The following is an 18,904-nucleotide window of genomic DNA, read 5'->3' on the forward strand; positions in this document are numbered from 1 at the left end:
CCATGTCCGAAGCTTTCAACGCCGATCGTTTAACGCGGTTATGTGATTTTCTGCGCCAGTCGCCCACGCCGTGGCATGCTACGAAGACAATGGCTGAGCGTTTAGAGAAAGCGGGTTTTCAGCGCTTGAAGGAAACGGCTAACTGGCAGCTTACGCCTGGGAAGCGCTATTACGTCACGCGCAATGATTCCTCGATTATAGCTTTTCAATTGCCCAGCGATACGCTTAAGAGTCTGCGCATGTTGGGCGCGCATACCGATAGCCCGGGGCTGCGCTTAAAGCCTAACGCGACACAGTACTCGGCTGGTTGGTTGCAGTTGGGTGTGCAGGTGTATGGCGGGGTATTGCTGGCACCCTGGTTTGACCGTGATTTAGGCTTGGCTGGGCGAGTGCACGTGCGTCATGCCGGCGGCCAACTGGAAAGCCTGCTGCTTAATGTTGATCGCCCGGTCGCCATGGTGCCAAGTTTGGCGATCCATATGGACCGTGAGGTGAATACAGGCCGGGCGATTAATCCGCAAACGCAGATGGCGCCGGTGTTGCTACAAAGCGATAGTGCCAAGCTTTCAGACTTGCTGGCCGTGTGGCTTGAAGAGCAGCACGGCATGCGCTCGGTTGAAGTAGTGGATTTCGAGCTGGGTTTTTATGATGTGCAGCCGCCTTCACTGATTGGGGTCAAGCAGGAGCTAATTGCCAGCGCACGCCTGGATAATCTGCTGTCGTGCTTTATGGGCCTGGAGGCTCTGCTTGAAAGTGATGGTAGCCAAGGGGCGCTGTTAGTGGCCAATGATCACGAAGAGGTGGGTAGCGCTAGCGCCTGTGGTGCACAGGGGCCTTTCCTGGGTGACGTGCTTAAGCGTATCAATGGGCAGGTGGGTGGCGGATCCGAGGAGTCGCTGATTCAGCTGATTCAGTCGTCGCTGATGATCTCCTGTGATAACGCCCATGGCCTGCATCCTAACTTTAAGGATAAGCACGATGAGCGCCACGGTCCGGCATTGAATGGCGGCCCGGTTATTAAGGTAAATGCCAGTCAGCGTTATGCGACCAATAGCGTGACCGGTGCGCTATTTCGCGATGTGTGCCGCGAGGCGGATGTGCCGGTTCAGTCGTTTGTAACCCGTGCGGATATGGGCTGTGGCAGCACCATAGGCCCGATAACCGCCACTGAAGTGGGTGTGCCTACGCTGGATGTCGGCGTGCCGCAGTGGGCGATGCACTCCATCCGCGAGACGGCCGGTACGCGCGATGTGGAGTATCTTACCCGAGCGCTAACGGTGTTTTTAAATCGGCCAGCGTTGAGCTGATGCCTAGCTATTGGGCCTAGCGCTGAGCATAAAAAAAGCCCGCTGACGAAGTCAGCGGGCTTTTAGCTATTGCTAGCTTAAATCGGTGTTGGTGGCTACGCCCTGATTTGAACAGGGGACCCCATCATTATGAGTGATGTGCTCTAACCAGCTGAGCTACGTAGCCTTTCAACGGGGGCGTATGTTACTCAGCGAACCGCCACCCGTCAAGCGCTTATTGCTGAAAGCGCTTACACGTTGAACCGGAAGTGCACCACATCGCCGTCTTTAACAATGTACTCTTTGCCTTCCAGGCGCCATTTGCCCGCGTCTTTCGCGCCTTGCTCGCCGCCCAGTGTGACAAAGTCGTCATAGGCGATGACTTCTGCGCGAATAAAGCCTTTCTGGAAGTCGGTATGAATAGCGCCAGCAGCTTCGGGCGCTGTTGCGCCTTGCTTGACGGTCCAGGCGCGGACTTCTTTTACCCCGGCAGTGAAGTAGGTCTGCAGGCCGAGCAGGGCATAGCCTGCGCGAATCACGCGGTCCAGGCCGGGTTCGTCCATGCCCATTTCGCCGAGGAACATGGCGCGTTCTTCGTCTTCAAGCTCAGCGATTTCCGCTTCAAGCTGGTTGCAGACAGGTACCACGACTGCGCCTTCTTCAGCGGCGATTTCTCTGACAATCTCGAGATAGGGATTGTTTTCGAAACCGTCTTCATTGACGTTGGCGATGTACATGGTGGGCTTCAAGGTCAAAAAGCCAAAGCTTTTTACCTGACGCTTTTCGTCTTCATCCAGGCCAAAGCTGCGCAGTGGCATGCCTTCGGCCAGGTGTGGCTCGATTTTATCCAGAATGGTTTTGGTGGCGATGGCGTCTTTATCGCCGCCTTTCACGGAGCGTAACAAGCGCTGGCTGGCTTTCTCAACGGTATCCAGATCGGCAAGTGCCAGCTCAAGGTTGATCGTTTCGATATCCGCACGCGGATCAACCTGGTTGGCTACGTGAATAACGTTGTCGTTATCAAAGCAGCGCACCACGTGGGCAATCGCTTGAGTTTCACGGATATTGGCCAAAAACTTGTTGCCCAGGCCTTCACCTTTGGAAGCACCCGCTACCAAGCCTGCGATATCCACAAACTCCATGGTCGTAGGCAGTATTTTCTGGGGTTTTACAATGGCGGATAGCTTGTCCAGACGCGGGTCAGGCATGGGAACGATACCCACGTTGGGTTCGATGGTGCAGAAAGGGTAGTTTTCGGCATCAATACCTGATTTGGTCAGCGCATTGAAAAGCGTGGATTTGCCTACGTTGGGTAGACCGACGATACCGCAGTTAAAGCCCATAAATTCATTCCTAGCCGCTAAGCAAGCGCCGCCTAAATGCCTTATCCAGCGCTGGCCTAAAGTGAAAAAAGATCAGTGTTAGCTATTTTACGCTATGCAGGCGGTTCATGGCTTTCGCCCAGTCGCCTTCTAGTACAAGAGGGAGCGTGGCCTGGCACTCGTCAAGGGTGCGGTCGATCGCTTCCTGTTCGGCTTTGCCGGGGCGGCCAAGTACATAGTTGGTAACCTGGCGTGCCTCACCGGGGTGGCCGATGCCGATACGGATGCGATGAAACTGCTTTTGATTGCCCAGCGCGCTGATGATATCGCGCAAGCCGTTGTGGCCGCCGTGGCCTCCGCCTGTTTTATAGCGTCCTTGCCCCGGAGGGAGGTCGAGCTCATCGTGAGCGACCAGCAGGTTTTCAGGGGCAAGTTTAAAAAACTGGGTAAGCGCTGCTACCGCGGCACCGCTGCGGTTCATAAATGTAGTCGGGTTGAGCAGATGAAGTTCATGGTCGCCAATGCGTGCCTTGGCATAAAGGCCAAGGAACTTCTTTTCCGGGCGTAGTTCGGTATGGGCGCTGCGCGCAATGGCGTCAATTAGCCAAAAGCCCGCATTATGGCGGGTGGCGTCATACTCGGCGCCGGGATTGCCTAGGCCTATCAGGGCCGTTACCTGGCTCATTTACCTACCTCCAAATTAGCTACCTCAAAAAAGTTTCCGGTAGAAATTTTTGGCGTCGCATCAAAAGCGGCTCGAAGGGCGGTTGCCAGGAAGGCAAGCCGCAAAAAAAATCAAGCGCCGAAGCGCTTGATCTTATCATTCTTGGGCCATGCAGGCATGGCCCAAGCAAAGTACGTGTTAGCCGTTATGGCTTTGCGTACTGATATCAGGCTTATTCAGCGCTGGTACCTTCTTCGTCTTCACCTTCGTCTTCTTCTTCGCTACGTACCTTCACTTTAGTGATGCTCAGCACGGCGTTGTCGTGCTCTTCACCGTGAGATAGGTCAACGGAGGTAACGCCTTTCGGCAGAGTCAGATCGGACAGGTGCAGAGTCGTGCCCAGCTCAACCGCTGAAATATCAACTTCCAGGTAGTCAGGCAGGTCTTTCGGTAAGCAGCTGATGGCAACTTCGTTGGCCAGTACGTGCAGTTCGCCGCCCTGGTCTTTGATGCCCACACATTTTTCTTCGCCAGTCACGTGCAGCGGTACGTTCATGGTGATTTCATGAGTAGCGTCAACGCGCAGGAAGTCAGCGTGGGTCAGAAGCGGCTTGAAGGGGTGACGCTGAAGATCACGTACCACTACCTGCTCTTCTTTGCCTTCGATAACCAGCTTGATTACTGAGGAGAAGAAAGCTTCGTCTTCAATCGCTTTGTAAAAAGCAGTTTTTTCTACAGAGATTGATTGCGCGCCTTTTTCGCCGCCGTAAATAACGGCCGGTACTTCTTGGTTCGCACGACGCAGGCGGCGGCTCGCACCTTTCCCCAGGTCGTTACGAACGGTGGCTTTCAGGATAAAATCAGACATGTAATTTGCCTCTTGGTTTAAGTAAGGAAACGCCGCCGACCGCGACCAGACGACGACGTTTCCAAGGCCCCAGAAGGGGGCTATATCGTCAGGCGGTTAGTGGAACATCGCGCTGACAGATTCTTCGTTACTAACCCGGCGGATAGCTTCCGCAATCAGGCCAGCAACGCTCAACTGGCGAATTTTTCCACTGCGACGCGCATGGTCGGCAAGCGGAATAGTGTCGGTCACGACAACTTCATCCAGTACAGAGTTGGTGATGTTGTCAACGGCTGGGCCGGACAAGATCGGATGTGTAGCATAGGCCACGACGCGTGCAGCGCCATGATCTTTAAGTGCTTCACCGGCTTTGCACAGCGTGCCGGCGGTGTCGATCATGTCGTCGACAACGACACAGGTGCGGCCTTCGATTTCGCCGATAATATGCATTACCTGGGCCTGGTTGGCCTGGGGGCGACGCTTATCGATAATCGCAAGGTCTGCGTTAAGCTGTTTGGCGATGGCGCGCGCACGTACTACGCCGCCTACGTCGGGAGAGACCACGACCAGGTCTGCATAGTTTTGGCGCTCGATATCATCCAGAAGAATTGGCGAGCCGTAGACGTTGTCTACCGGTACGTCGAAGAAGCCTTGGATTTGATCGGCATGCAGGTCCATGGTCATCACGCGGTCAACGCCGGCTTTTACCATCATGTCCGCAACCACTTTAGCGGAAATAGGTACGCGGGCGGAACGAACGCGACGATCTTGGCGGGCATAGCCGAAGTACGGCACCACCGCCGTGATGCGAGTCGCCGAGGCACGACGCAGTGCGTCGACCATCAGGATCAGCTCCATCAGGTTGTCATTCGTCGGTGCACAGGTGGACTGGAGGATGAACACGTCCTTACCGCGCACGTTCTCATTGATCTCGACTGCGATTTCGCCGTCGCTAAATTGACCAACCGTGGCATTACCCATGCGGCTGTCTAAGCTCTCGGCAATCTTTTGAGCGAGTTCGGGATTGGCATTCCCGGTGAAAACCATCAATTTTGACACGCGCAGCCACCTTTGCAGTGTTTGGAATCAGGGGAGAAAACGCAGATCATACTTAGGCCATATCTGACAACTAGGTTTCTAATGACTAAGTTGGCTGGGGTACCAGGATTCGAACCTGGGAATGCCGATACCAAAAACCGGTGCCTTACCACTTGGCGATACCCCAGCAATAACCTAATGCGATGACCGGGCGCTTTCAGCAGCCCAGAGCATCTTGTAGGGGAGAGGTGTTGAGTCCGCGTGCGACCCACGTCGGCCAGCGTTGACCTGCCAATTCAGCGATTGTTTGCGCTGCTTTTTCGGACTCAAAAGCGGCGAACAAACAGGCGCCAGTACCGGTCAGCCGACTAGGTGCATACTGTGCGAGCCAGTCAAGCGCTTCCGCGATAGGCGGATAGCGTTTTCGAACAATAGCCTCACAGTCGTTACGCCACTCAGGCACTCCCCCCTGCAGTGCGCGCGCCATAGTAATGGGGCGGCTGTCGCGTGTCAATTCCGGGTCTTGGAAGATCAGGGGCGTTGAGACGCTAACCTGCGGATGGATAATCACAAACCAGGGAGTGTCGATAGTGACCTGCGTGAGTTTCTCACCAATACCCTCCGCCCAGGCGCTGTGCCCATGAATAAATACCGGAACGTCCGCACCAAGCTGCAGCCCCAGCTTGGCTAATGCTTCCCGCGTCAGCCCCAGCTGCCACAGCTTGTTCAAGCCAAGCAGGACGGTAGCCGCGTTAGAGCTGCCCCCGCCAAGCCCGCCCCCCATGGGGAGCTGTTTTTCAATCGTCAGGTTTACCCCTTGGGAGGTACCGCTTGAACGTTGCAGCAGGCGGGCAGCGCGGACGATTAAATTATCCTCGTGAACCACGCCATTGACAGGCGTGGTGAGCGAAACCTCGCTATCTTCACGCAGGGTTAGCGTGAGCTGATCGCATACATCGATTATTTGAAACAGCGTTTGAAGCTCGTGATAGCCGTCATCACGACGGCCCACGATATGCAGCATACGGTTGAGCTTCGCAGGGGCTGGCAGTGTTAAAGAAGCAGACATTCAAGCTCGCTCACGGTGACTTGGGCTAATCGCTACTTGGGCTAATCACTATGGATGGAAAGCTTAAGAGCGCCACTCGTTAACGACAAGGGTAATGCGCACATCGTCATAGTTCATGACTAGGCGACGCGGTAGCCACATTCCTTCAATTTCGTTCCAGTCGCGGTAGTCGATTTCCCAGCCGTCCTGCTCTAAATGAAGCGGGAAGCCCAGCTCATCGGTTTCCAGCTGAAAGCTTGCGTGATCGCCCGGCAGACCGCGCACCCAGTCGGGCATGGCGCTAACCGGCAATGACCAGCCGAGCTGTTCTTCCATCAGCGCTTCGGGCGTTTCTGCTTCAAAGCGGCCTTCACCGGTGGTGAGTGAGAAGCGGCCTTCGCGGCCTTCAAGCACGCTGCGCCCACCGCCAAAGGGGCCGCTAATTAGCATGCGGAAATAGTGCGGGTGCTGGCTCCAGTCCAGATTGGCGCTCTGGTTCTCTTGCGGTGTGCGAAGGCCTGCTTTGCCAATCAATGTCCAGGTGTCAAAAGCTTCTACATCCGCCTGCTGGCGCTCCCACTGGCCTGCCTGACGGCCACCTTCTTCCATGGGAGCTTGGGCGGCGCAACCAGCGAGCAGCAGCAGGGCCAGGCTTGCAATCCATAGCCGTGAAACGTGTGCTGCAGTGGTAAGGCGCTTTAAGGTGGGCATTGTGGTCAACATAACTGGCTCCATGTCAAAGTGTTGAAGGGGTGCTGGATAAGCGTATTAAAGCAATATTTCTTGAAACAACAGTTCTTGAAATAACAGTTCTTAAAACAGTGTTTCTTAAAACAAGAGTTCTTAAAACAAGAGTTCTTAAAACAATAGCTCTTAAAACAGTATTTCAAGCAGGATCGTAAAGAGCGCGCCCGCTTTAGGGCGCGCCTGCAGGTGTTAGTTCAGGATGGCGCTCAAGTAAGTCATCAATCAGCGGGTGCTGAGAAGTTCTTTGCATAATCCGGCTGATTATATCGCGGGCTTCATCGCTACGCTCTAGGGCGTGTAAGACTTCAGCCAGATGCGCGGCAATTTCCTGATCAGGCATTTGCTGGTAGGCGCTTTCTAACCAGGCAAGCGCTTCGTCGGGTTTGCCAAGCCGAAAGTGAATCCAGCCCATGCTGTCGAGTACGGCCGGGTTGTTCGGGGCTACTTCGTAGGCGCGCTCGATCAGCATGCGGGCCTCTTCGAGACGGCCGGGCAGGTTAAGATCCGCCAGGGTATAGCCCAGGGCATTTAACGCATTGGCGTTATTGGGCTCAATGCGTAATAGCTTACGTAGGTCCTGCTCCATGCCCGCAAGGTTGCCGGTTTCCCAGGACCGCATCGCCCGCAAATAAAGCAGGTTAATATCATCCGGTGTGCGGGTCAGCTCACGATCAAGCAGTGCCGAGGCTTCTTCATGCTGATTCATTTCATCAAGCAGTTGAACCTCAAGGGCCACCAGATCGCCAAAATAATTTTCATAACGCATGCGCTCGATGCGCAAAAAAGCCCGCGCGTCGATCAGCCGGTTATCTTCAATCAGCATTTTAGCGGCGGTGGCTCGGGCAGGTAAGAACTCGCTGCCTTCACTTACCTGGCGATAATAAAGTAGGGCGTTATCGATATCGCCTTGCGACTGGGCGATGCCGCCCAGTAAGTAATAGGCAAAGTTGGGAACGTTATCCTGACCAATAAGTGGCTGCAGCAGGCGGTACGCGGGTTCGCTGTGGCCTTCTTCCAGATAGAGCTGGGCAAGCGCCAGGCGTAACTCCTGATTGCCGCCATGGCTTTCAAGCAGCGCATTGGTCTGAACTTCTGCCGCAGCGATGTTGTTTAAACGAATTTCGGCCTGAGCTAGCAGCAAGATGAAGCGTACTTCGTCAGGAGCAATGCTGAGGCCCTTTTGAGCGGCTCGTCTGGCAGTTTGTACATCACCGGCCTCAAGTGCCAGTCGCGCCTGGGCAAGCCACAGCGCGGCGGATTCCGGCTCACGCTGGGCAACGTCGTCCAGGTGTGTTTGCGCTTGGCGGGTATTGCCTAATGCCGCCTCAAACAGAGCAGTGGCCAGTAAAGCATCGCTATGGTATTCAAGCTGCTCGGCGCCTGGCTGGGCGAGATGCTCACGCAGTAGCCCCGCCAGCAAGCTCAGCGGAGCAGTATTACTGTTAGTGCCACTTTCAGCCACCGCCAACTCGGCAAAGGCGGTTAGCTCGCCATTGCCTCCACCTTGGGTAATCGCCAGGCGCTGCTCCAGGCTATCCAGCCAGTCACCCCGCTGTAGAGAGATCGACGCTAGCAGCCGGTTGGGCGTTTCTGCCTGGGGCGCCAATTCACGCCAACGCAGGGCAGACGCCTCCATTAGCGCCACATCTTCGCCAAAACGCGCCGCAAACGCCGCCCGTTCTGCCAATGCCGGCACGCTATAGCGCTGTGATGCCTGTAAATAGCCTTGGCTGGCGTAGCGATAATCGCCACGCTGGCCCGCAAGCTCCGCTGCAAGCAGAGTGCGCAACCCTTCGGCATCCAGCCCACGCGTAATGGGCGGTGCCGAGCGCATAGGATCGCCTGACAACAGGCTAGGCGAGCCGCCTTGAAAAGTGGACGATGACTGGCAGCCGCTCAGAAGTACCACGGTGGCGGCCAGGGGCAGCAGGGGCGAACCCGATAATAGTGAGCGAAAGGGCATGCGTCTCTCATTTAAGTGGCCGAATGCTCAGCATAGCGGCTTGACTGGCTGCGGCAAAGTGGTGTGCGCCAGATGTTGGTGTGCTGTGATAGAATAGTTGGCCTTGAAAGGCAGGCAGGTAAGCGCAATTGAGTATTCAGAGCCGCTGCCAAGGCTTATGTTAGTCAGCGTAAGACGTAAAACACCGACACTTCAAGACCGATAGCGACGTGACGACCGAACCACTAGCGAAGACGCATACCGCATGACGCTTCTTGCCCTGGGAATCAACCATCGTACTGCCAGCGTGGATGTACGCGAGCAGGTAGCCTTTACTCCGGCGCAGTTACAAAACGCGCTGGAGCAACTGCGTGGCTTGCCACAAATCAGTGAAGCCGCAGTGCTCTCAACGTGCAACCGCACTGAACTCTATTGTGTAACGGATGCTGCCGGTGAGCGAGCTGTTCTTGAATGGCTGAGCCGTTTTCACAATTTAAGTATTGATGAGCTGACACGCTGTGCATACCACTATCTAGACAACGACGCCGCGCGCCATTTAATGCGTGTGGCCGTTGGGCTTGATTCCATGGTGCTAGGCGAGCCGCAAATTCTCGGCCAGTTGAAAGACGCTTATCAGCAGGCTCGTGAAATGCAAGGGTTGGGCGGCGAGCTTGAGCGACTTTTTCAGCACACGTTTGCTGTTGCCAAACAGGTGCGCACGGAAACCGGAATCGGCAAAAATCCGGTATCTATAGCCTATGCCGCGGTAAGTATGGCCAGCCGGATTTTTGATGACTTCAGCCGTGCCCGGGCGTTATTGATCGGGGCTGGCGAAACTATTGAGCTGGTAGCCCGTCATCTACACGAAGCTGGCGTGCGCGAACTTACCGTGGCTAACCGGACGCGCGAGCGTGCCGAGCTGGTTTCCGCCAAGCTGGGCGGTAAGGCGATTACGCTGCCTGAAATTCCGGCCGCGCTGGAAGAGGCTGATATCGTTATTTCTTCCACCGCATCGCCCCTACCGATTCTGGGCAAGGGGATGGTGGAAAGCGCACTCAAAAAACGTCGCCATCGCCCGGTCTTTATGGTGGATATCGCCGTACCGCGCGATATCGAGCCCGAAGTAGGTGAGCTTGCTGATGTGTTTCTCTATACGGTCGATGATCTGGAAGAAGTCATCGAAGAAAACATGCGCTATCGTCAGGTCGCGGCTGATCAGGCAGAGTCGCTGATTGAGCATGGCGTCGGCAGCTGGCAGCATGAAAAACGCATTCGTAATGGTGGTGAACTGATTCGTGACTATCGCCAGCACGGCGAAAACCTGCGTGATCAGTCGCGTGACCAGGCGCTAGAGCGTCTGGCACGTGGCGAAGACCCGGCTAAAGTGATTGAGCGCCTGGCCCATCAATTGACCAACCGCTTAATGCACGCACCTACCCAGGCAATACGCGATGCGGCCTCACAAGAGCACCATGAACTGCTAGACGCCGCGCCGCGCCTGCTATTGCCTGTTAAACCCGCCTTTGAAAAAACCGCGCCCAAGGCTAACCGTCAGAAGGATAATACGCCCGCATGAAAGATACCTTGCGCCAACGTCTCGACAGCTTTACTGAACGTTTTGAAGAGCTGGCGATGCTGCTGTCTGAACCTGAGGTCATTAATAATCAGCAGCGCTTTCGCGATTATTCACGTGAGTACGCTGAGCTTGAAGAGCTTGTGGCGGCCTGGCAGCGCTATCGCAGTGTAGAAAACGATATCGAGGCGGCGGAGCAGTTAAGTCGGGATGATGATCCTGATATGCGCGAATTGGCTGAAATGGAAATTAGCGAAGGCCGCGAGCAGCTCGAGATGCTGGACGCTGAGCTAAAACGCTTGTTAGTGCCTAAAGACCCCGATGACGGCCGTGGCGTGTTTTTGGAAGTGCGCGCAGGCACCGGAGGCGATGAAGCGGCTATTTTTGCTGGTGACTTATTTCGTATGTACTCCCGCTACGCTGAAAAGCGCGGCTGGCGCGTGGAAATCGTCAGTGCTAACCACGGCGAGCATGGCGGCTATAAAGAGGTTATCTCCCGTGTGAAGGGCGATAGCGTTTACGCACGTCTGAAGTTTGAGTCGGGCGCGCATCGGGTGCAGCGCGTGCCGGCGACGGAGTCTCAGGGGCGTATTCATACCTCAGCGTGCACGGTGGCGGTGATGCCGGAAGTCGACGACGTCAGCGATATCGATATCAAATCATCGGATCTGCGCGTTGATACCTACCGCTCAAGCGGTGCCGGTGGTCAGCACGTTAACACCACCGATTCGGCCATCCGGATTACCCACTTGCCCACCGGCGTTGTGGTTGAGTGTCAGGAAGAGCGTAGCCAGCATAAAAACCGCGCGAAAGCCATGTCGCTGCTGGCTGCCAAGCTGAAACGCAATGCCGTTGACACCCAGCGCCAGGAGCAGGCCGATGCCCGCCGCTCGCTGGTGGGCTCGGGAGACCGCAGCGAACGTATCCGCACCTATAATTTCCCACAAGGGCGGATTACCGATCACCGCATCAACCTGACGCTTTATAAGCTCAATGAAGTGGTTAGCGGCGAGCAGTTAGATGACGTCATCGAGCCGTTGATTCATGAGTATCAAGCTGAACAGCTTTCGGCGCTTCAGGACGCGTAATGACCTTTGATGCGCTATTGCAGGCAGCGGCTATACGCTTGAAAGCCGCCGGGTCGACGTCCCCACGTCTGGATGCCGAAGTGCTGCTTGGGCATGTCATTGCGCGTGACCGCACATGGCTTTATACCTGGGGCGACCGTGACTGCCCATCCTGGGAGCATGCCCGCTTTGATGCCTTGGTGGCTGCGCGTGCTCAGGGCCAACCGGTGGCTTACCTAACCGGTGAGCGCGAGTTTTGGGGGCTGCGGTTAGCGACCTCGCCTGATACGCTAATCCCCCGGCCAGATACGGAAACACTGGTAGAAGCGGCGCTCAACCGCGTCACCTCGAAAACCGGGCGACTGCTGGACTTAGGCACCGGTACCGGCGCCATTGCGCTTGCCTTTGCAAGTGAACAGCCAGAGTGGCAGGTGGTGGGCGTCGATCTTCGCCCTGAGGCCGTTGCCCTGGCCCAAACCAACGCTGCGCACTTGAATATTGCCAATGCGCAATTTATGCAGAGCGATTGGTTTAGCGTTTTTGAACAAGCCAGCGCTCCCGCTGAACGATTTGACCTGATTGTCAGCAATCCACCTTATATCGCGGCTGATGACCCGCACCTGCGCCTTGGCGATGTGCGCTTTGAGCCGATGAGTGCTTTAGTGGCCGATGCCGATGGCTTGGCGGATCTGGCGCATTTAATAGTCACGGCGCCGCAGTATTTGGCTCCCTCGGGCTGGCTATTATTGGAACATGGCTATCGTCAGGCGGCCGAAGTGCGCGCAGCGCTTAGCCAGGCGGGCTATCAAAACGTTGAAAGTGTGCGCGACCTGGGTGGGCATGAGCGGATTACGCTGGGAAAAATTTAACTCGGTTATTATTGTACAAAGCCGTTTCTGAAACGCCTTTACTAATCGCCTGATTCATCAGCAATGGATCCTGCCATGAAACCTAAAAATAGAACGCTGGATCGAATCGATCTTAAAATACTGCGCTGCCTGCAAGAGAATGCACGGATTTCCTATGTGGATCTGGCATCCGAGGTTGGGTTATCCACAACCCCTTGCCTGGAGCGTGTGAAACGGCTGGAGCGGGCGGGCGTTATTCGGGGCTACCAGGCAATTCTTGACCCGCAGGCGCTGAAAGCCAATTTGCTGGTCTTTGTGGAAATCAGTTTGGAAACTCAATCGCCCGCTGTGTTTGATGAATTTCGGCGTGCCGTGGAAAAACTGCCGCAAATTCAGGAGTGCCATTTGGTCTCCGGTCAGTTTGACTACATTCTGAAATGCCGCATTCCGGAAATGGCTGCTTATCGCCAGCTGTTGGGGGATGTAGTGCTGACTCTACCCGGCGTTAAAGAATCCAAGAGTTATGTGGTCATGGAAGAGGTTAAAGAAAGCTTTAGCCTGCATGTGCCTGACTTCGATGAATTTGAGGATAAATAACCCGATGATGGATGACCAGGCGCTGCTGCGCTATAGCCGCCAGATTATGCTTCCAGAAGTGGATATTGAAGGGCAGGAGCGCTTGCGTCGCGCCCATGCATTAATTATTGGAGCAGGTGGGCTAGGCTCCCCGGTAGCGCTTTATTTAGCCGCGGCAGGCGTTGGACAAATTACGATTGCCGATGCCGATACGGTCGAACTATCTAACCTGCAGCGCCAAATTGCCCATCAGCAGGCAAGCATTGGAGATAATAAAGCGGCTTCTGCCAAAGCGAGCATGCAGGCGCTTAACCCTGAATGCCATATTATGGCGATTGAAGAATACGCAGACGGTGATACGTTGGCGCAGCTAGTAGCTTCTGCCGATGTGGTCTTGGACTGTACCGACCGCTTTTCCAGCCGCTATGCGATTAATGCCGCCACGCAAAAAGCAGGGGTTCCGTTAGTCTCAGGCGCCGCCATCCGTTTTTCAGGGCAGCTAGCCGTATTCGACCCTCGTGACCCTGACAGCCCCTGCTATGCCTGCCTTTATCCGCCGGACGATATGGGGGACGAGGCGCTTAGCTGTGCTGAAAGTGGGGTGATGGCGCCGCTGGTTGGGTTGATCGGCTGCTTTCAGGCTGTGGAAGCTTTTAAGCTTCTTAGTGGAGCAGGGCAAACCCATCAGGGGCTTTCTACGTTTGACGGTCTGTGTGGTCAATGGCGGCACTTTAAGGTACCGCGTGACCCGGCGTGTTCTGTTTGTGCGCCTTAACGTAATGATCTACTTCCCACGTTAATGTTTTATTGGTTGCTATATCCTCCCTCTTAGAGCGTTCACTAAACGTTGTGGGCGCCTCTTCTTCATTAGCCATGATGTAGTATTCTGCTGGTAAGCTGTTCGCTTTGCTTGGCTATAAGGCGAAGCCTTTGTGTGCTCTACTTTTAACGGTGTAAACGGCAAGCAATAAGGAACGTCAGATGGCGAAATCGTTCGGCTCGAAAAGCTTAAAATTGGCGCAACGTGCACAGCGCAGACATAAAAAGATGTCAGCTAAACCTGCATTGCAGGTGCCTAAAGCATCAATGCTTCCATCCGAGCCAGCCAACGTACCCACAATGCCTCTGAGTGAAATTCTGCTAGCTGCCCGCCAGGCACTTGATGAAGCATTAAAAAACGAGCCGCCCGGCCAAACGTTACATGTGTTTATATCGCTGACCGATGGCGCTCAACGTGCAAGCGTTGTTAATGCAAGCGGGGACAAGCTGGAAGATATCTGGTTAGCCCTCACGCAGAAGCTACAGCATTACGCGGCAAACACCCAAAATGTGCGCTGGTTAAGAGTTGACTGGGCCAACCAACTTGAAGCGCATACCTGGCAGACGTTAGCGGTAGTGCTTAAGCAGTATAAGCGTAACTATTTTCGTAAAGGTATCGCTTTAGATCCGCAGGGCAATATCGCCTTCCTTGAGCAAGAGCTAAATGCAAACGCGATGCTCTATGCTGGTAGCCAGGTGGCCCATGCGCACGTCAACGAAAACAACTTTTCCCGCTATGCAAGAAAACGCTATGGAAAGAGCGTAGCGCTTGATTTTACGCCCGATCATCCCGTGTATACGTTCACTACGCAGGCACTATTTATAGAAGCAGGGAAAAAACCGTTGCGACTTTACGAGCATACGGGAGGAAAAGAGGGGCGCCACACCGGTCGGCGAATGATTGAGCCGTTGGACGCGCCGACAGCGCACACGCTAATCGACGATGCTAGCCAGTTTTTGGCTGCTCAAGTGCAAAGCGATGGGCAGTTCGTTTATGGCTTACATCCGTGTTTTGACCGTGAAATCAATACCTATAATACCCTGCGCCACACCAGCAGTATTTACAGCATGCTGGAAGCCTGGGAAGTTACGCGCAGCGAAACACTTAAAGGTGCCATTGATAAAGCGCTTAACTATTTGACCACGCAACTGCTGCGTACCTGGGAGCATAAAGGGGAAAGCGTTACTTATCTGGTCGAGGTCAATCATGAAATCAAGCTGGGCGGCAGCGGTGTCGCACTGCTGGCACTCAGCAAATACACCGAGTTAACCCAAGACAAGCGCTATTTACCTTTAATGGAACAGATAGCCCTCGGCGTTCGCCAACTGCAAGATCCTGCCACCGGCGGTTTTACACACGTGCTTAACGCAACCGACTTAAGCGTTAAAGATGCCTTCCGGATTATTTATTACGACGGTGAAGCCGCGTTTGGTTTAATGCGCTTATACGGTTTAACCAAGGATGATCGCTGGCTTGCGGTGGTGGAAAAAGCCTTTGAATACTTTATCGCTAAGCAGCACTGGAAGGCCCACGACCACTGGCTGAGTTACTGTGTTAATGAGCTGACGCTTTACCGGCCTGAAGAGCGTTATTATCGGTTTGGTATTCAAAACGTGGCCGGGTATCTGGCGTTTGTAGAAGAGCGGATTACCACCTTTCCCACTCTGCTTGAGCTCATGATGGCCGCGCATAAGATGATCACCCGCTTGCAGCAGCAGGCGGAGTATCGCCATCTGCTTGAGCTAATCAATCTAAAACGCTTCTATCACGCATTAGAAACCCGTGCGCACTATCTGCTCAACGGGCATTTTTGGCCTGAATACGCCATGTACTTTCAAAACCCCCAGCGTATCGTAGGCAGCTTTTTTATTCGCCATCACAGTTTTCGTGTACGCATTGATGATGTTGAACACTACTTGTCGGGCTTTGTGGCATTTTTGCAGCACTACCTGAATGTCGATAGTGTGCAGGCCCAATTGAAAGGCACTCCGGTGGAGAAGATGCGCCCTGAGCCGCGCTCTTTGATAGCCGGCAATATAGTCGCGCGCTGTTTTGTGAGTGCCGATAACTGGAAGGCAATAGATTTACAACAGGCTACGCCTGGGGAGTGGCTAAAGAGGCCATCATCAGTTAACTGGCGAGCTACGGGTCTAAGCTTTACCCAGCTTACTATGGCGCCTGGGCATATGACGGTGGTAAGAGCTGAGGAGGGTAAGCTGGGCGTACCTGCATTGCTGCTTGACCGGCTGCCTTACAAGCCCCAGCTTTTGTTGACCCAGTCGCCCTCTAATAAAGCACTGTTGGATGCGCAAGGTGTGCCCGTTTATCAGGTGGCCGACCTCAATGAAGCGGTACTGGATCTGGGGCGCTACGCGCGCCGCCAGTTAACGGGCAAGGTGATTGGCGTGACCGGCAGCGCGGGTAAAACAAGCAGTATCAGCCTGTTGCAAGCGCTGCTTAACCCATGGGGGCAGGTGGGTGCGACCACGCATAGTGCTAACCTGCCTCACGGTATCGCCTGGACCTTGGCCTCTGTACCCTGGCAGGCGCCTTTTCAGATCATCGAGATGGCCATTGGCCGTATGCGCCAGAACGCAGCGCTTACCCGCCCCGACGTCGCGGTCTTTCTGAACGCCGGGCCGAGCCATCTTGAGTATCACAAAACGGTGGAAAACGTGGCGATTCGCAAGAGCCGCATTTTCGAAGGCATGCAGCCTGGGGCGTACGCCATTATCAATCGGGATATGGACGCCTGGCCAACGGTTTCCGCCGCGGCGGAAAAATATGGACTCAACATACTTTCTTTTGGGCAGCATCCTGAGGCAAATATTCGCTGGCTGAATCCGGAGCAGAAAAACGCACTACAGATAGCGCTTGACGGCTCGCTTATCAAGGTTGGCTATAAGGGACAAGGCAGCCACTGGGTTATGAATGTGCTGGCAGCGTTGGGCGTTTTGAATGCCTTGGAACTGCCTGTGCAGGCGTCTTTGCCATTCATTGATCATGCCGTGATACCCGAAGGACGCGGGGGAGAGCGCTTGGTGAGCTGGCAAGCCGGTGAGATTACTGTGCTAAACGACGCTTATAATGCCAATCCGCTCTCCATGAGCGCCATGCTGGCGCGGGTAGCGGGTATTACATCGCCAGGTCATAAGCATCTGGTGCTTGCCGATATGCGAGAGCTTGGTCCGGACAGTGACCGCTATCATCAGGCGCTGGTCGAGCCCATCGTCGACAGCGGCGCACAGGCGGTATGGCTATTGGGCGAGCAGATGCATACGGTGGCTGAAGCGCTCAAACCGCATATCGAACGAGTTGCTCACTTTGCCGATATATCATCGCTTGAGACAGCGCTTAAGGCTGAGCTGCGAGCCGGTGATTGGATTGCCTTTAAAGGGTCTAACAAGTTTGGCTTGAGCCAGCTGGCCAAAGCGCTTGCAGAGTAATAGGCGCGCAAAAAAAGCCCGCTTTGCAGCGGGCGTGACGTCACGGTCTTTTGCGTCAAAAGCACTTACTATCAATAAGAACAGGGGAGGGTAGTGGTGCTCACAACCGGTCTTAATGATTAGTTGCGAATCAGGTAATCAAACGCGCCAAGTGATGCTTTAGCACCTTCGCCCATGGCGATAATGATCTGCTTGTAAGGCACCGTGGTGACGTCGCCTGCGGCGAACACGCCGGGAACCGATGTCATGCCGTGGGCATCGACAATGATCTCTCCGCGCGGTGTCATTTCGATCGGCGAATCTTTCAGCCACTCGGTATTGGGTACCAAGCCAATCTGGACAAAGATCCCTTCCAGCACGATGTTTTTAGTCTCATCGGTGTTGCGATCTTTATAGGTCAAGCCGTTAACGCGGCTGCCATCACCCGTTACCTCGGTGGTTTGAGCATTCAGAATGACATCCACGTTGGGCAGGCTTTTAAGCTTTTTCTGGAGTACCGCATCGGCACGCATTTCACCCATAAATTCGACCAGGGTGACGTGACCTACGATACCGGCCAGGTCAATCGCTGCTTCAACGCCGGAGTTGCCACCACCGATAACCGCTACGCGCTTGCCTTTGAACAAGGGGCCATCACAGTGCGGGCAGTAAGCAACGCCCTTGTTACGATACTGCTGTTCACCGGGCACGTTCATTTCGCGCCAACGTGCGCCGGTTGCGAGTACCAGGGTTTTGCTTTTAAGTTTGGCACCCGATGCAAAGGTTACCTCGTGAAGCCCACCTTCGATTTCTGCTGCTTTAAAGGCGTTGGCTAACTGCAGGTTCATCACGTCGACTTCGTACTCTTTGACGTGCTCTTCAAGCGCGCTAACCAGCTTCGGACCTTCGGTATGGGTTACCGAAATAAAGTTTTCGATACCCATGGTGTCGGCTACCTGACCGCCAAAGCGTTCTGCAGCAATGCCCGTGTTAATCCCTTTGCGCGCCGAGTAAATGGCGGCCGCTGCGCCTGCCGGGCCACCGCCGATCACCAGCGTATCGAAAGCGGCTTTTTCGCTGAGCTTTTTCGCATCGCGCTCGGCAGCGCCGGTATCTACTTTGGCCAGGATTTGCTCAAGGGTCATGCGGCCCTGGTCAAACGGTTTGCCGTTTAAGTAAATGCTCGGCACCGACATGATTTCCCGCTCTTCCACTTCATCCTGGAAAAGCGCACCATCGATCGCCACATGACGAACGTTGGGATTAAAGATCGCCATGAGGTTAAGCGCCTGAACCACATCGGGGCAGTTCTGGCAGGAAAGCGAGTAATAGGTCTCGAACAGCATGTCGCCTTCGAGCGCCTTGATCTGGTTAAGCACCTCATCAGAGGTTTTCGGCGGATGACCACCGACTTGCAGCAGTGCCAGGACTAGCGAGGTAAACTCGTGTCCCATGGGGATGCCTGCAAACACCACACCGGTTTCTTCACCGGGCCGGTTAATCGCAAACGAAGGGGCACGACTATCCTGGCCGTCAGTTTTTAGCGTGATGTTGTCGCTTAGGCCGTTGATATCTTCTAACAAGCCCAGCAGTTCACGTGACTTGGCACCGTCATCGAGGGACGCAACGATCTCGAACGGTTGAGTCACTTTTTCTAAATAAGCTTTCAACTGGTTTTTTAAATTGGCGTCCAACATGACA

15 protein-coding genes and 2 tRNA genes are annotated in these 18,904 nt (G+C 54.7%); 7 read left to right on the plus strand and 10 right to left on the minus strand.

Going from position 1 to position 18,904, the window contains the following annotated elements:
• The first annotated feature begins 2 nt into the window (after positions 1–2).
• Entirely contained in the window at positions 3–1,307 is a 1,305-nt protein-coding gene (locus ACT3R7_RS09615; protein ID WP_193091853.1) for a M18 family aminopeptidase, read from the plus strand.
• 89 nt (positions 1,308–1,396) lie between these two features.
• On the opposite strand, the gene ACT3R7_RS09620 is transcribed toward ACT3R7_RS09615, so the two are convergent.
• The 9 genes from ACT3R7_RS09620 to ACT3R7_RS09660 form a co-directional block, all read right to left on the minus strand.
• A tRNA-Met gene (locus tag ACT3R7_RS09620) sits at positions 1,397–1,473 on the minus strand.
• Positions 1,474–1,537: 64 nt separating this feature from the next.
• Entirely contained in the window at positions 1,538–2,629 is a 1,092-nt protein-coding gene (gene ychF / locus ACT3R7_RS09625; RefSeq protein ID WP_496199022.1) for a redox-regulated ATPase YchF, read from the minus strand.
• Positions 2,630–2,711: 82 nt separating this feature from the next.
• Entirely contained in the window at positions 2,712–3,293 is a 582-nt protein-coding gene (gene pth / locus ACT3R7_RS09630; RefSeq protein ID WP_192539044.1) for an aminoacyl-tRNA hydrolase, read from the minus strand.
• 211 nt (positions 3,294–3,504) lie between these two features.
• Entirely contained in the window at positions 3,505–4,140 is a 636-nt protein-coding gene (locus ACT3R7_RS09635; RefSeq protein ID WP_192539043.1) for a 50S ribosomal protein L25/general stress protein Ctc, read from the minus strand.
• A gap of 96 nt (positions 4,141–4,236) precedes the next feature.
• On the minus strand, positions 4,237–5,178 hold the full coding sequence (locus tag ACT3R7_RS09640; protein ID WP_192539042.1) for a ribose-phosphate pyrophosphokinase: 942 nt from the start codon (positions 5,176–5,178) through the stop codon (positions 4,237–4,239).
• 91 nt (positions 5,179–5,269) lie between these two features.
• Positions 5,270–5,344: transfer RNA gene (locus tag ACT3R7_RS09645), tRNA-Gln, on the minus strand.
• A 30-nt stretch (positions 5,345–5,374) separates the two neighbouring features.
• Positions 5,375–6,226, minus strand: a complete 852-nt coding sequence (gene ispE / locus ACT3R7_RS09650) for a 4-(cytidine 5'-diphospho)-2-C-methyl-D-erythritol kinase (RefSeq protein WP_193091852.1) — start codon at positions 6,224–6,226, stop codon at positions 5,375–5,377.
• A gap of 63 nt (positions 6,227–6,289) precedes the next feature.
• Entirely contained in the window at positions 6,290–6,928 is a 639-nt protein-coding gene (gene lolB / locus ACT3R7_RS09655) for a lipoprotein insertase outer membrane protein LolB (protein WP_226940154.1), read from the minus strand.
• A gap of 193 nt (positions 6,929–7,121) precedes the next feature.
• Positions 7,122–8,915 carry a tetratricopeptide repeat protein gene (locus ACT3R7_RS09660; RefSeq protein WP_193091851.1) on the minus strand — a complete coding sequence of 598 codons (1,794 nt, stop codon included), beginning with the start codon at positions 8,913–8,915 and terminating at the stop codon, positions 7,122–7,124.
• Between the two features lie 244 nt (positions 8,916–9,159).
• Between ACT3R7_RS09660 and hemA the strand changes: the two genes are divergently transcribed.
• From hemA to ACT3R7_RS09690, 6 genes are all read left to right on the plus strand, one after another.
• Entirely contained in the window at positions 9,160–10,470 is a 1,311-nt protein-coding gene (hemA, locus tag ACT3R7_RS09665) for a glutamyl-tRNA reductase (RefSeq protein ID WP_192539039.1), read from the plus strand.
• Entirely contained in the window at positions 10,467–11,555 is a 1,089-nt protein-coding gene (gene prfA / locus ACT3R7_RS09670; protein WP_192539038.1) for a peptide chain release factor 1, read from the plus strand. The genes hemA and prfA overlap by 4 nt, the downstream gene beginning before the upstream one ends.
• Positions 11,555–12,403, plus strand: a complete 849-nt coding sequence (prmC, locus tag ACT3R7_RS09675) for a peptide chain release factor N(5)-glutamine methyltransferase (RefSeq protein ID WP_193091850.1) — start codon at positions 11,555–11,557, stop codon at positions 12,401–12,403. The genes prfA and prmC overlap by 1 nt, the downstream gene beginning before the upstream one ends.
• A gap of 75 nt (positions 12,404–12,478) precedes the next feature.
• A complete protein-coding gene (locus ACT3R7_RS09680) occupies positions 12,479–12,979 on the plus strand; it encodes an Lrp/AsnC ligand binding domain-containing protein (RefSeq protein ID WP_018916723.1) in 501 nt (166 codons plus the stop codon).
• A 4-nt stretch (positions 12,980–12,983) separates the two neighbouring features.
• Complete coding sequence (locus tag ACT3R7_RS09685; protein WP_192539036.1) at positions 12,984–13,733, plus strand: HesA/MoeB/ThiF family protein; 750 nt, start codon at positions 12,984–12,986, stop codon at positions 13,731–13,733.
• Between the two features lie 344 nt (positions 13,734–14,077).
• Positions 14,078–17,224 (plus strand): UDP-N-acetylmuramoyl-tripeptide--D-alanyl-D-alanine ligase, encoded by a 3,147-nt coding sequence (locus tag ACT3R7_RS09690; protein ID WP_193091849.1) that lies wholly within the window; start codon positions 14,078–14,080, stop codon positions 17,222–17,224.
• 119 nt (positions 17,225–17,343) lie between these two features.
• On the opposite strand, the gene ahpF is transcribed toward ACT3R7_RS09690, so the two are convergent.
• Positions 17,344–18,900 carry an alkyl hydroperoxide reductase subunit F gene (gene ahpF, locus ACT3R7_RS09695; RefSeq protein ID WP_193091848.1) on the minus strand — a complete coding sequence of 519 codons (1,557 nt, stop codon included), beginning with the start codon at positions 18,898–18,900 and terminating at the stop codon, positions 17,344–17,346.
• Positions 18,901–18,904 lie beyond the last annotated feature (4 nt).

The sequence above is a fragment of the Halomonas sp. AOP43-A1-21 genome (assembly GCF_052376775.1).
GTDB lineage: Bacteria > Pseudomonadota > Gammaproteobacteria > Pseudomonadales > Halomonadaceae > Vreelandella > Vreelandella colorata.